Source organism: Pseudomonas guariconensis, from assembly GCF_900102675.1.
In the GTDB taxonomy this organism is placed as follows: Bacteria; Pseudomonadota; Gammaproteobacteria; order Pseudomonadales; family Pseudomonadaceae; genus Aquipseudomonas; species Aquipseudomonas guariconensis.
Window position 1 is genome coordinate 488105 of record NZ_FMYX01000003.1, and the last position, 12610, is coordinate 500714.

At 58.9% G+C, this 12610-nt stretch carries 13 protein-coding genes; 9 read left to right on the plus strand and 4 right to left on the minus strand.

Annotation, left to right across the window (positions count from 1 at the left end; translation table 11 throughout):
- Positions 1 to 94 precede the first annotated feature (94 nt).
- Genes BLS27_RS07665 through BLS27_RS07690 form a run of 6 tightly spaced genes read left to right on the plus strand, consistent with a single transcriptional unit; the run spans position 95 to position 6157 of the window.
- Positions 95 to 2866, plus strand: coding sequence for a phage tail tape measure protein (locus BLS27_RS07665; RefSeq protein WP_090343974.1), 2772 nt, complete (start codon positions 95 to 97; stop codon positions 2864 to 2866).
- Between the two features lie 9 nt (positions 2867 to 2875).
- A complete protein-coding gene (locus BLS27_RS07670) occupies positions 2876 to 3721 on the plus strand; it encodes a phage tail protein (RefSeq protein ID WP_167358072.1) in 846 nt (281 codons plus the stop codon).
- Positions 3696 to 3902: a tail protein X gene (locus BLS27_RS07675; RefSeq protein WP_090343976.1), complete on the plus strand. Its 207-nt coding sequence runs from the start codon at positions 3696 to 3698 to the stop codon at positions 3900 to 3902. Before BLS27_RS07670 ends, BLS27_RS07675 begins: the two co-directional genes overlap by 26 nt.
- 57 nt (positions 3903 to 3959) lie before the next feature.
- Positions 3960 to 5009, plus strand: a complete 1050-nt coding sequence (locus BLS27_RS07680) for a phage late control D family protein (protein WP_090343978.1) — start codon at positions 3960 to 3962, stop codon at positions 5007 to 5009.
- A 48-nt stretch (positions 5010 to 5057) separates the two neighbouring features.
- Positions 5058 to 5609, plus strand: coding sequence for a glycoside hydrolase family 19 protein (locus tag BLS27_RS07685; RefSeq protein ID WP_090343980.1), 552 nt, complete (start codon positions 5058 to 5060; stop codon positions 5607 to 5609).
- A 23-nt stretch (positions 5610 to 5632) separates the two neighbouring features.
- Positions 5633 to 6157 (plus strand): lysis protein, encoded by a 525-nt coding sequence (locus BLS27_RS07690; protein WP_090344054.1) that lies wholly within the window; start codon positions 5633 to 5635, stop codon positions 6155 to 6157.
- Positions 6158 to 6193: 36 nt separating this feature from the next.
- On the opposite strand, the gene BLS27_RS07695 is transcribed toward BLS27_RS07690, so the two are convergent.
- Both BLS27_RS07695 and BLS27_RS07700 read right to left on the minus strand, forming a co-directional pair.
- Positions 6194 to 7546 carry an MORN repeat-containing protein gene (locus BLS27_RS07695; protein WP_090343982.1) on the minus strand — a complete coding sequence of 451 codons (1353 nt, stop codon included), beginning with the start codon at positions 7544 to 7546 and terminating at the stop codon, positions 6194 to 6196.
- Between the two features lie 131 nt (positions 7547 to 7677).
- The gene (locus tag BLS27_RS07700) at positions 7678 to 8397 is read right to left on the minus strand and encodes an SOS response-associated peptidase family protein (RefSeq protein ID WP_090343983.1); all 720 of its coding nucleotides are present in this window, start codon (positions 8395 to 8397) and stop codon (positions 7678 to 7680) included.
- 104 nt (positions 8398 to 8501) lie between these two features.
- Between BLS27_RS07700 and BLS27_RS07705 the strand changes: the two genes are divergently transcribed.
- The gene (locus BLS27_RS07705; RefSeq protein ID WP_090344056.1) at positions 8502 to 8930 is read left to right on the plus strand and encodes a LexA family protein; all 429 of its coding nucleotides are present in this window, start codon (positions 8502 to 8504) and stop codon (positions 8928 to 8930) included.
- Positions 8920 to 10191 (plus strand): translesion error-prone DNA polymerase V subunit UmuC, encoded by a 1272-nt coding sequence (gene umuC / locus BLS27_RS07710; protein ID WP_090343985.1) that lies wholly within the window; start codon positions 8920 to 8922, stop codon positions 10189 to 10191. The genes BLS27_RS07705 and umuC overlap by 11 nt, the downstream gene beginning before the upstream one ends.
- A 9-nt stretch (positions 10192 to 10200) precedes the next feature.
- Here the strand turns inward: umuC and BLS27_RS07715 are convergent, their stop codons facing one another.
- A complete protein-coding gene (locus tag BLS27_RS07715; RefSeq protein ID WP_090344058.1) occupies positions 10201 to 10500 on the minus strand; it encodes a helix-turn-helix domain-containing protein in 300 nt (99 codons plus the stop codon).
- Between the two features lie 186 nt (positions 10501 to 10686).
- Between BLS27_RS07715 and BLS27_RS07720 the strand changes: the two genes are divergently transcribed.
- Positions 10687 to 10890, plus strand: a complete 204-nt coding sequence (locus BLS27_RS07720) for a hypothetical protein (protein WP_372340663.1) — start codon at positions 10687 to 10689, stop codon at positions 10888 to 10890.
- A gap of 179 nt (positions 10891 to 11069) precedes the next feature.
- On the opposite strand, the gene BLS27_RS07725 is transcribed toward BLS27_RS07720, so the two are convergent.
- Complete coding sequence (locus tag BLS27_RS07725) at positions 11070 to 12326, minus strand: hypothetical protein (RefSeq protein ID WP_090343990.1); 1257 nt, start codon at positions 12324 to 12326, stop codon at positions 11070 to 11072.
- Between the last annotated feature and the right edge of the window lie 284 nt (positions 12327 to 12610).

Consider the following 12610-nt stretch of genomic DNA (forward strand, 5'->3'; position numbering starts at 1 on the left):
CGGGATCTCGGCTTTTCGGCTGCAGAAATCATGACCATGCCCTGGGAGGACATGGTCTGGTGGCTCACGGATTGAGCCTACTGAGGGTTAGCGCATGGCAAAGAACAAGCTCTCGATAGCGCTGGAGCTCGGTGGCGTCGTTTCCTCTTCGTTGGGATCGGCGTTCAAAACCGTCGATGGCCACATCTCCAAGCTCGAGGCAAAAGGCAACAAGGCCAAAGTGCTCAAGGGCATGATTGGCGACACGCAGCGCCTGCAGGCCGAGTGGAAGAAGGCGCACGATACCGGTGCTGCCGGTGCCGACAAGCTGCTGCGTAAGCTCGACAGCAATCTCGATTCCTTGCGCAAGCAGGGGGTTGAGGTCGGGCGTCTCTCGCGGGAATACCAGCGGTTAGGGCGCGAGGCGAAAGCTGCAGATCTGCAGCTGAAAGGTCACCAGCAGATCCAGCAGGGCAAGGACGGGCTTAAGTCGAACCTCGGTCGGGCGGCAATCGGTGTCGGCCTGGCAGCGGTACCGACCACTATCAGCGCGGGCTACCAAGCGATCATCCGTGATATCGCGATCAAGTCGGATATCGTCAACAAGCCGCAGGAGGCGCAGTTGAGCCGGGCGGTGATCGACACCGCACGGGATACCGGTATGTCGCGCAATGACGTGGCAGACCTGATCAACCAGTTGGTCGGCGCCGGTATGGACGTCGAAAAGGCCATGGCCTACGCGCCAACGGCGGCCAAGTTCGCCATCGGCCAAGGGTCGTCGGGCGTCGATACGGCGGCAATGATCCAGGCGCTGCAGCAAAACGCCAAGATCACCGACCCCAAGGTGATGCAGCAGGCCCTGGAGGCCATCGCCTATCAGGGGCAGGCGGGCTCGTTCGAGGCCGCCGACATGGCCAAGTGGTTCCCTCAGCTGCTGGCCGGTATGGAGAAGAACGGCGTCACCGGGCTGGATGCGGTCACGTCACTGGGTGCCATGCTGCAGGTGCAGATGAAGACGGCCGGTAGCTCCGACGAAGCAGCCAACAACTTCAAGAACTGGATGGAGAAGATCGGCGCGGGCGACATCCAGAGGAACTATGAAAAGGCCGGTATCGACTACCAAAAGTCCCTGAACACCGGACTGCAGAAAGGGATGAACGTCTTCGAGGCGTCCATGGGTCTGGCGATGCAGTACATCGAGAAGACCGACCCGAAGAAGGCCTTGGAGTTGAAGGAGGCCCAAGCCAAGATCGACAAGGAAGTCGACCCGGAGAAGGCCACCAAGGCTCTCCAGGCCCTGGAGAAATCCCTGCGTACCGGGGACGTGTTTGCCGACCAGCAGGTCAAGGCGGCGCTGACCGCTTATGCGCAAAACCGGGGCCTGTACAACACGCTGAAAGCCGACTCGGCCGATGCGAAGAAGGTCGCCGGGATCCTCGACAAGAACCTGGCCGAGCGCCGTGAAACCTCTGCGCAGCGTTGGTCGGAGCTTGGCCAGGCGATGGACGACTCCATGCGCAGCATTGGCGACGCCATTCGTCCGGCGACCGACATGCTCGCTGTCGGCTTGACCAAGACGGCCCACGTCGTCACCGACCTGTCCGACAGGTTGCCGGGCCTGGCTCTGGGTGTCTCGGGAGTCGCTGCTGCGGTCATGACCTTCCTCACGGCGCGTAGCGCAGTCCGTATCGGGCGTGGCGTGTTCAATCTTGCGCGTGGCCGGGGCATGGAGCGGGGCCTGGGCGGTGGCGGTGCCGGCGAATTGCCCGCCACCGGTAACAAGGTGGTGGACGCAGGCCTTGGTGTGCTCGGCAAGGTGTTGGGCGGTCCGGCCAGTAATGACCCTGGCCGTAGCGACGATCCGCAACGAGTCTTCGTCGTCAATGCCAGTGCTATCGGAGGCCTTGGGTCGCCGGCCGGTGCCGACGCCGGAGCATCGGGCAAGCGTCGTCGTGGACGTCGGGCGCGTCGGCAAACCGGTGGAGCGTTTGGCAACACTCGGGTGCCAGCGCCTCGAGTCGCGACACCGGGTATGGCAACGATTGCCAGCGAGGCAGCGGGGGCGCTGGATGGGAAGGCCATCGGTCGAACAGTGCGCAGCCTGCGCGGTATTACCAGAGGCTTGTCGAAGATCCCAGGTGGCAAGCTGGTCGATGCCATCCCCGGTGTCATCGATACCGCGCTCAATGCCGAAACGCGGGATGAGAAGGCAGAGGGCTATGGCAGCGTCGCGGGTGGCCTGGCAGGCGCCTGGGCGGGCGGGTCTGCGGGAGCGGCGACCGGGGCCTTGATCGGTTCCATCGTGCCCGGCATCGGTACCGCCATCGGCGGGGTGGTCGGTGGCGCCATTGGCGCGGTGCTGGGTGGTATCGGCGGTGAGTCTGTCGGTGGGTATCTGGGCAAGAAGGTGTTCGGCGGCGATGAGGCCAAGCCGGAGGCGCCGACCATGGTGGCCAAGAAGGCCGACCCGCCGTCGACACCAGCTGCACCGGCCGTGTCCTACGACCCGCTTGATCCCAACTCCAAGGATCCCTTCCTGTTGCCAGCGTTGACTGCCAACCGTGTGCGGTTCCCTGGAGCGGGGTTGGTGCCGCCGCAGGGTCCGGCGACGGGCGATGTGGTCCGCGAGTTGGCCAAGGCTTCGCCGCCGGCACCCAGTGTCCCAGAGATTGCCAAGGCGGCAGCGCCCAAGGTGGAGCCGCCGAAGGTAGATCAGTCGTTCGCGTTCTCGCCGAACATGGCCATCAACGTGCAAGGGGATGTGAAGGATCCGGCACAGCTGGTCCGTGAGATGGAGGGGCCGCTGCGGGCGATGTTCGACACCTTCAGTCGGGAGCAGGCGGCTCGTCAGTCTTCTACCCAGCTGTTCGATCCTGCTCACGTTTAAGGAGGTGGTATGGGCTACATGGAATCAATGGGGTCGGCGCTCAAGTCGGTTGTTGCAGCCGGCGAGGCGGGCCGGACGAGCCTCGACGGCATGCTTGGCCCCCTCAACGGTGCGGTTAGCGACATGACCGGTGCGGCCTCAGAGCTGGAAGACCTGCCGATCATTGGCCCGGCCGTGGGTGCCAAGCTGCAGCGGACCATGCGGGCGATCAACGCCGCGCAGGCCAGAGTGGGGCAGGTGGCCTCGATGTACAGTCGGGCCGTCTCGGCGGCCAGTCAGGTGCAGGAGCGCATCGGTGCGCTCAAGGAGCAGGCTGCCAGGGCTGGAGCCGCCATCAACCGGATCGCGGGCAAGGTCAGCCCGTCGCTGGCCAACATCCTCCCCACCGGGGCATTGGGCGGCGAGCTGACTCCCGCGGCTGAGGCGGTGAAGCCATTCCCGCACCTGCTGATCCTGCAGCCGCTGGACCCGAAGGCGAAGCCGTATTACTTCAACCTTGATACGGCTGCGTTTGATGAACTGCGCCGGCAAACCAGCTTCCGCTGGGCCTCGCAGGAACGCCTGACGCGAAGCCCGGCGCAGCAGGCAACAGGGCAGGGCGACGACAAGATCTCGCTCAAGGGGGCGATTTACCCCCTCTTCAAGGGCGGCCTGGGTCAGCTGCAGACGCTGCGCAGTATCGGTCGGCAGCTTCAGCCGTTGAGCCTGATCACCGGCTACGGCGAAGTGCTCGGCACCTGGTGCCTGACCAGCATCGATGAGGAGCAAGCCAGCTTGCTGGCCGGTGGGATTCCTCGGAAACAAGGCTTCAGTCTGGAGTTTGTGAGCTATGGCGACGACCTGCAGAGCGTCTGATGGAGATCTGCTCGACACTCTCTGTCAGCGCTATTACGGCCATTTGAGCGGCACCGTGGAGTTGGTGCTGCAGGCCAATCCAGGGTTGGCGGATGAGCCGCAGCCCTACCGTGCGGGGCTGCTGATCCACTTCCCGGATCTGCCGCCCACGACAGTCGAGACGATCATGCTGTGGGATTGATCCCACGTTGTACCCCGAGCCCCGCCGCGTGCGGGGCTCATCATTTCTGGAGGATGCATGAAACCCAGCTTTCGTATCGTGGCTGATAGCCGGGACATCACGGCGCTGATCAATGACCGCCTGCTGTTGCTGCGCACTTCCGACAAACCCGGCATGGAGTCGGACGAGTTCGAGCTGCGTATCGATGATCGCGATCAGGCGGTGTCGTTGCCGGTGCGCGGTGCCAAGATCGAGGTGTATCTGGGCTATGACCAGAACCTGGCACGCCTGGGTAGCTACACCGTCGATGAGGTCGAAGTGACCGGCCCGCCCGACACCATCACCATTCGCGGTAAGGCCAGCGACATGCGCGGCAGCGGCAAGACCACGCGCAGCGGTAGTTGGGAAGGCGTGCCACTGGCGCAGATCGTGCGCGACGTGGCCGCCCGCAACGGCTGGACGCCGGTCTGTTCGGTGCAGACCAAGGTCGCCCGCATCGATCAGAACAACGAATCCGACTTCAACTTCATTACGCGCCTGGCTCGGCAGTACGACTGCACGGCGAAGGTGGCCGACGGCAAGTTGCTGGTCATGCCGCGTCAGGCTAGCCAGAGCGCGAGCGGCAAAGCCCTGGCCATGATCACGATCACCCGGGCGGATGTCAGCCGGTACTCGTTCAAGTTCGGTGATCGCAGCTCGCAGAAGGCGGTCAAGACCAAGCATCAGGACAAGAAGTCGGGTGCGCTGACTGTGATCGAGCTGAGCAACGATGAAGCGCCTGCAGGCTTGCCGGCTGTCCACACCGACCGCCACATCTACCCCGACAAGGGCGCCGCCGAACAGGCCGCCAAGGCGCGTCTGGCGGCGTTCAACCGCAGCACTGCAGGGGTGCGCCTGGAGATGGTGGGGCGTACCGACCTGTTCGCCGAGCGCCGCATCAACGCCCAGGGGTTCAAAGCTGGCCTGGACGGTGAGTACCTGGTCGACAGCGTGGAGCAGGTGTTCACGCAGGCCGGGTGGACCACCACGGTCGAGTGCAATGCCGGCAAACAGGGCAAGGCCAAGGCCGCTGGCAAGAAGAAAAAGGAGAAGAAGCCACTCAAGGTGGTGGAAGTCCAACCTCGATAACGCCGGCAGTCGCCGGCTTTTTTATGTCCACACGAAGGATTACACGCAATGCCTATCACTGAAAAACAGCTCCTGCAGATCCTCCCCAACGCCGGCCGCCAAGCCGGCGTTTTTGTTCCTGGCCTCAACGCCACCATGGGCAAGTTCGCCATCATCACCCGGCTGCGCATGGCGGCGTTCATCGCCCAGATCGGACACGAGTCGGGGCAGCTGCGTTACGTGCGCGAGCTGGGCAATGACAAGTACCTGGCCAAGTACGACACCGGGCGTCTGGCCCGGCGCCTGGGCAACACGCCCGAAGCTGATGGCGACGGGCAGAAGTACCGTGGCCGTGGACTGATCCAAGTCACCGGCCACCACAACTACGAAGCCTGCAGCGAGGCCTTGTTCGGCGACAGCCGCTTGCTCAATGCCCCGGAGCTGCTCGAGCAGCCGGTATACGCCGCGTTGTCGGCGGGCTGGTTCTGGCAGAAGGAGGGGTTGAACACCCTGGCCGACAAGGGTGATTTCGTGGCCATCACCAAGCGCATCAACGGCGGCACCAATGGCCTCGAGGATCGCGAGGCGCTCTACAAGCGAGCGCTTGAGGTGCTGCAGTGAGCAAGGTCACGCTGGCGGCGTTGATGCTCGGTGCCGTCATCGCCGGCAGTGCCGCCTGGGTTTGGCAGGACAACGCCTATCGCACACAGCTCGCCGAGCAGGCTGCGGACTATGGCAAGCAACTGGCGGAGAAGGACCGCGTCCATACCCGCGAACGTGAGGAAGCCGCATCAGCGGCCCTCGATCAGATGGCGGTGCAGCAGGCTGCTCGCCGTGAACTGGAGGCGCGTCTGCAGGCGCAGGACCAGGCACATTGGAAGGAGATGAACGATGCACAACAAGCTCAGGCTCGCCTGCGCGACCGCCTTGCTACTGCTGACCTGCGGCTGTCAGTCCTTGTCAATGCCGGATCCGTTGCCGCCCAGGGTTGTGACGGTGGGCTGCGACAAGCCCCCGGCGCCGGAGGCGTGGTTCATGGAACCGTACGCGCCGAACTTGACCGAGCGCATGCTCAACGAATTGTCGCCGTCACCGATGAAGGCGACCGAGGACTGATTGCCCTGCGGGCGTGTCAGGCCTATGTTAAAACTTTAAGTAATTATCAGTGACTTTGGGCGGAGTTCTTCCGCCTTCCTTTGCGAATGTTAAGGCCTTATAATGTCCTGTATGAAATCATTTTCTTGTTTCCATTTTGCTCTCACTGCAGAAGAGTGAGCCTTGCGTAGGTCGCAGGGTTGATCCTCAGGGAAAATAAAACCGCCTACTCGCTTATCGGTAGGGCCGTTATAAGTCATTAAGAAGCTGCAATACTCCTCAAAAATATCATCTGCGTTCATTAGCCAGCAGCCTAATGTTTCTGAGCTGCGCTTGCTAATTTCAAGCGTCCTGCTTTCTTCTTCAGTTAGATTGCCTTTGGAAAAATAAGTTCTATAGGTCTGTTCGGCTATTGAAAAGGCGTATCGAATAGCTTCTTTCCATTCGGCTAAACTTTGAATGTGGCCCTTTCTTTGATAGGAGTTAGAGGTGTTGATGTAGCCTTCGTAATACGGCCTGCCCATTATGTCTGATATGTCAATCGACCACGGGCAACGTTGGCCGAGGCTATTGCTAAATTTTGGATTTGGTTTATTAGGTTCTTTAGATGAGTTTTGTGCGGATAGCTTTCCGTTTGTATAGTGGACTTTTTTTGTTTCTCCGTCGGGTGTGCGAAGTATTCCGTTTCCATGGGGTTCGTCGTTTTTAAAATTGCCTGTGTATGACGATCCGTCTTTCCACGTTAATTCTCCAGGGCCGGCGAATGAATCGTTTTTCAGATTGCCTACATAAATTCTGCCATCTGCGAATTTATAGGTGCCCTTTCCATTCATTTTATCGTTTTTCCATTCTCCTTGGTACGACTCTTTACCCCCCGGCCAACGCATAATTCCCTGTCCGTTGAGCTTTCCGTTGACCATATAGCCTTCGTAAACTCGCCCATCTGGAAAACGATAGACGCCTTTCCCATTGATTAAACCGTTTTTCCATTCCCCCTCGTATGACTGATCCGGCCATGTCATTTTTCCATGGCCCTCGGGCTCTCCCTTTTGCAGGTCGCCCTCATAGATTCCCCCGTCGTCATATCTATATACTCCTCTGCCGTTTATTCCTCCTGAGGCAAATTCGCCCGTGTAGGAGGTATTAAGGGCTGGCCATTGAATTGACCCGCGGCCGCTTAGCTCTCCAGCAAGCACGTAACCTTCGTATGTGAAAATTACATGATTGCCTTTTTTTGCTGTTAGTAAACCTTTTCCATCGATGAAATTATTAAGGCATGCCCCGGTCCAGGTTAGTATTAGGCCAGCAGGGGGAGAGTTCTCAAGGTTCACAGCTTTTGATACGAGGCATCGGTTAGATGTATAAAGATCTTTAGCGTAAGATTGTTGATGAACTAGATTGGAGATGGCGAGAGTAAATGCGATGGTTATAATTTTATGGTTTTTAATTTCAGTGTGTTTCATGTGGGCATTTTCCGTTATTGTAAGTGGTCGATTATTCGCTTCGACCTAGACGCGACAGCTCCATAAAAAAGACCTTGATTTCGTGTCAAAGCTGGTCTGAATCAATACGACAAGGCTTTCATTTTATTGATTCAAGCATGGTCCTGACATTTTGCCGGGGGCCAGGGAATCGGGCCGATCAGCTCCGGTCCTTGGTTTCGCACGTTCCCCACCAGTTTTCTGACAGGGTGCCATTTGAAGTCAGCGGCAGGGCGACAGCCGTTCCGTGCGATTTCTTCGGCGCGTTCGGCCGTTGTGGTGGGGGCCATCCACTCCCTGGCCAGGTCGGGAGTGAGGACCAGTGGTTTGCGGTCGTGAATGTCCACCATGCCCTCGTCCGCTGCAGCGGTAATGATCACAAAGCCGTCGCGGTCGTCAGGCTCGAGTCCGCCATGGACTTCTGCCAGGGCTGCGAAGAACAGCGGCTCGTTGTTGGCGGCTGTGATGTAGTAGGGCTGCTTGCGCTTCGGATCAGCTGGATCGGGTATCCACTCGAACCAGCCGTTCGCCGGGGCCAGGGCGCGCCCTACTGGCCATAACGCCTTGAAGAATTTTCCCGTCATCACCGTTTCGGCCCGCGCATTGATCGGGTCGGGACGCTTCCCTTTCGCCCAAAAGGGCGCCCATCCCCACTTCACGCGATCTACCCGCAGGCCGTCGGCGGTCTGCCGGATCAGCTCAACTCGGGTAGAGGGTGCGACGTTGTAGCGATTAATCCGCTCATGGTCGTAACCGTTGATAACCGTCCGATCCGCAGCCAGATGGCGCAGGTAGTCGTCCATTGCATCGTAGATCGAGTACCGCCCACACATAGTCCACCTCAAGCGTTTATCGGGATCTGCAAGCTCGGGCATTGACCGGAGCCCGATCTACCAGTTAACTGTATGTTTATACAGTTTTGCTGGGTCAGTCCATCATGTCCATCACAATCCTGGGAATGCCAACCGGTGGCCCCACCAAGTTGCCCGTCTACTCGTTCCGCGTGCCCGCCGGTTTTCCTTCGCCTGCTGCGGATCATATGGAGCGGCAGATCTCCCTGGATGAGTTGTTCGACTTGCGTGCGCCGCATGTGTACCTGGTCCAGGTCGAGGGCGACAGCATGCAGGGAGCCGGCATTTTTTCCGGTGACCTTCTGATCGTAGACCGTAGCAGCGATGCCGAGCACGGCGACATCGTGATCGCCGCGATCAATACCGAGCCCGTATGCAAGCGGTTGTACCGACGCAATGGCGTAGTGATCCTGCAGTCGGAGAATCCTGCCTACCCGCCCAGGCACGTGATGGAGGGTGATGACCTGGTGATCTGGGGCGTGGTTCGCTACAGCGTGCGCAATCATGCCCAGTGAACCGGTGTTCGCCCTGATCGATTGCAACTCGTTCTATGCGAGCTGTGAGCGCGTGTTCCGGCCGGATCTGGCCAAAACCCCTATCGTAGTGCTGAGCAATAACGACGGCTGCGTGATCGCCAGGTCCTATGATGCGAAGCCGTTCGTCAAAATGGGCGAACCCTTCTTCCAGATCAAGGACAAGCTGCGTCGGCATGGGATCGTGGCGTTCTCCTCGAATTACGCACTCTACGGTGACATGAGTGAGCGGGTCATGTCCCTGATCGAATCGATGGTGCCGGCTGCAGAGGTGTATTCGATCGATGAGTGCTTCGCGGACCTGTCAGGTATCCAGGGTGATTTGACTCAGCTCGGTCGGCAGATCCGCGCCAAGGTGCTCAAGTGCACCGGCATCCCGGTAGGTGTGGGCATTGCTCGCACCAAGACCCTGGCGAAGCTGGCCAACCACACGGCGAAGCGCCTGCAGCAGCAGACCGGGGGTGTGGTCGATATCTGCGACCCGTTCAAGCGTGACTGGGTCCTTCGCAATACAGAAGTCAGCGAGGTCTGGGGCATCGGTCGGCGAATGACTGCCCACCTCGAGGCGATGGGGATCCGCACGGCGATGGATCTGGCCAAGGCGGACCCGTGGACGTTGCGCCAGAAGTTCAGTGTTGTGGTGGAGAAGACGGCCAGGGAGCTTGCGGGAACGCCTTGTCTCGAGCTCGAGGAGGCGGCTCCACCCAAACAGGAGATCTGCTGCAGTCGGATGTTCGGCAAGCGGCTGACCGAGTTGCCGCCGATCAAACAGGCGGTGGCCACCTACACCGGGCGAGCGGCGGAGAAGCTCCGGGCGCAGGGCTCGGTGTGCAAGCGCATGCGGGTGAGCATCCGTACTGGCATGTTCAACCCGGACGAAGCCAAGTACGCCAAGGGCGCCCTGGTGGAGTTACCTTACCCCACCAACGATACGCTGCTGCTCACCAGAGCGGCCACCGAGGCTGTGGAGCAGGTCTACCGGCCGGGGTTCCGTTACAGCAAGGCCGAGGTGTTGCTGATGGATCTGCGGCAGCCGGGGGAGTTCACCGATGATCTATTCGCTATTACACAGCCGGTGGCCTGTGACCGGCTGATGTCGGTGCTGGACGAGATCAATGGGAAGTACGGGCGCGGCACAATGCGCACCGCTAGCGTCCCCCGCACCCCCGACTGGGGTATGCGCCGCGAGATGATGAGCCGCTCATACACGACACGGATCGATCAGCTATGGCGGGTGCGCTGAGCGCGACCGTCACTCGAGCAGGTGATAGTCGTCCCGTGTCCTAGGGTCGGGTGTAGCCCCTCGGCAGTTGCCAGCGCGCAGAGGAGGGTGGCCGGGGAAGAACACCAGGCCCTCCGCCTCCATGGCGAATGCGAGCGCTTGCATCGTGACGCGGCGCAGCTCGGCCCCGTTCTCGATGCACCGTATTGCTCGAGGGGACACGCCGGATCGGAATGCCAAGGCTTCTACGCTCCAGCCCAGCATGGAGCGCGCCTCGGCGCAGTGCCCGGGCAGGAAGCCGAGCGGCAATTGCTCCTTCAGCCACTCCATGGCCTCGAGCTGTTCGTCATCCAGGACTAATCGAATGGGTTGCGGGTCGATTACGTCTGCAGACATGGGTTGGATTACCTTATGTGTATATCCATACAGTATAAGGGTTGGATCTCCCCATGCAAAATCGTTATACCGGCAGGCTCAGGTAGTAACATGCAGCTTGAATGCAGGCTGGAGCGACGGGTGAAAAAGACACTGGAAGGGGTAGTCGAGGCCGGCGAGCAGTTGATACGAGAAGCCATAGAGGCCACACGTGCGTATCACCAAGCTGAGGCTGAAGGGCGGCCAGCGGTTGAGATTGAGCGGCTGCGTCTGATCGCGGATTCGTTGTACCAAGCGGTGACGGAATATCAGCTCAGATCGGCGGATGACCGCACGCGGCACTAACGATACCGTGGGGCAAAAATGGGGCAAACCGAGCGCCATTCTATGCCCCTCTATGCCCTTTGGGCGATCTCGCAGCAGGCATAAAAAAGCGCCCAAGCCCTTTGTACACGGGGCTTGGGCGCTTTTTCTGGTTAATACCCCAGCACAATTGGTGTATGTATAGCTAAGGCCAACAGCCTTCAGCTGAAAATCTCACCCCATCGAATGTAGAACAGCAAATAAGGGTCGCGGATGTCCAGCACGTCATTATCGCCGTCCCATTCAATGATGTTCTCACCGGCCGAATCATTAGCGATCTTGGCCATGTGACTGCAGGCACCAGTAATGCTTGAACCACTCGGAGTTTGGGATTGGCACAGAGATTTCACTCGAGCCACGAGATCATCATAACGTAGCGTCAGCTGCGGAGGATCGATTGCGAGGCATTTGATAAGCAAGGAGTAGACGTCGCCGGTACTCCCATCCTTTAGCATATGGCTGATCCGATCAGAGCCCCGTACCCGTGGTCCCTCCATCATCTTGTCGACAACAGAGCTGTAGTCGGTAGAGAGGACGGTACTTTTACAGATACGCTCAAGTAAGCTTTGATCGTTTGGAATGATGTGAGTTGTAAGAACCTTCTCTCGTGCCCCTGTTGCATAGCAAGAGTTGAGACAGAGATACTGCATCAGCTGTGGCGAGCCCGCAGCCTGATCGGCAAGTATCCGAATCATAGTGGTGTCGCAGGTAATCCCCAGCTCGGCGAAGCCTTTCTGTGCAATTTTCTCTAGGAGATCGATGTTCCAATAACCGAAATCAATGGAAACAATGCGCCCCCGCAGATCGGGATTGCTTCGAATTACATCGTCCGCATGGTAGGGGACTGAGGCGACGATGAATTTAACGTTACTGCGGATTGCTTCTTTAATCTGTTTGGCGATTTCCGCTTGGACATCTCTAGGGATGTAATGAAAATCATCAATGAAAACAGTTAGATCTTGGTCAGCCAGCTCCTGGATCAGCAATTGCAAATAGTCGATTGTCAGATTCGAGGTAATGGTGTCTGAGTCAGTCGAGGTGTGATTGGCTGCGAGTTCCGCCCCAGCTTTGGCAACGAAGATATTTCCGCTAGCGCTTCCTTTGGCTGAGAAACCATTGGTAGTAGAGGCGGATCTGGTTTGAGTGGTTGGCAATTCAGTTCCGAGTAAATCAAAAACTCGCTTCCAAAGGGAATCTACGGTATTGATTCCTGCGCCAGTCACCTGAATGATTTTGTCCTTGCCTATCGCCTCTTCGATGAAGACGGTCTTCCCTGATTTCGAGGGCCCAGAAACTGAAATCAGCATCGATCCGGTGTCCAGGGCGTTTTCGAGCGCCTCTCGTTTGGTCACCAGATGGTCATCTACGAATGTATAGCTGGGGAAGCGGCCGGGGGTGAAGATATCTCTTGCTTTCATGTGCTTTCCGTGCGTCGCGATCTGCGCTTATGGAGAGGCTGTGGAAGCCGGACGATGCACGCTTGCGAGCGAATTTTCAATATGTGGGAAAGTGTGGTCTGGGGTGGTAGAGCAAATTTAGGGAAAAATATCAGGATGCTACAGGCCAGCGAAGGTCGGCTGATCATCATGGGCTACTAGGTTTAAGCGGCCCTAATGCGGCTAGCTGTGAAGGCAGCGCGGGTTCGGTCCCATTTCTTAGCCGTATTGACTTTCAATACCTGACTGGCTTGGTCATAAAGTGA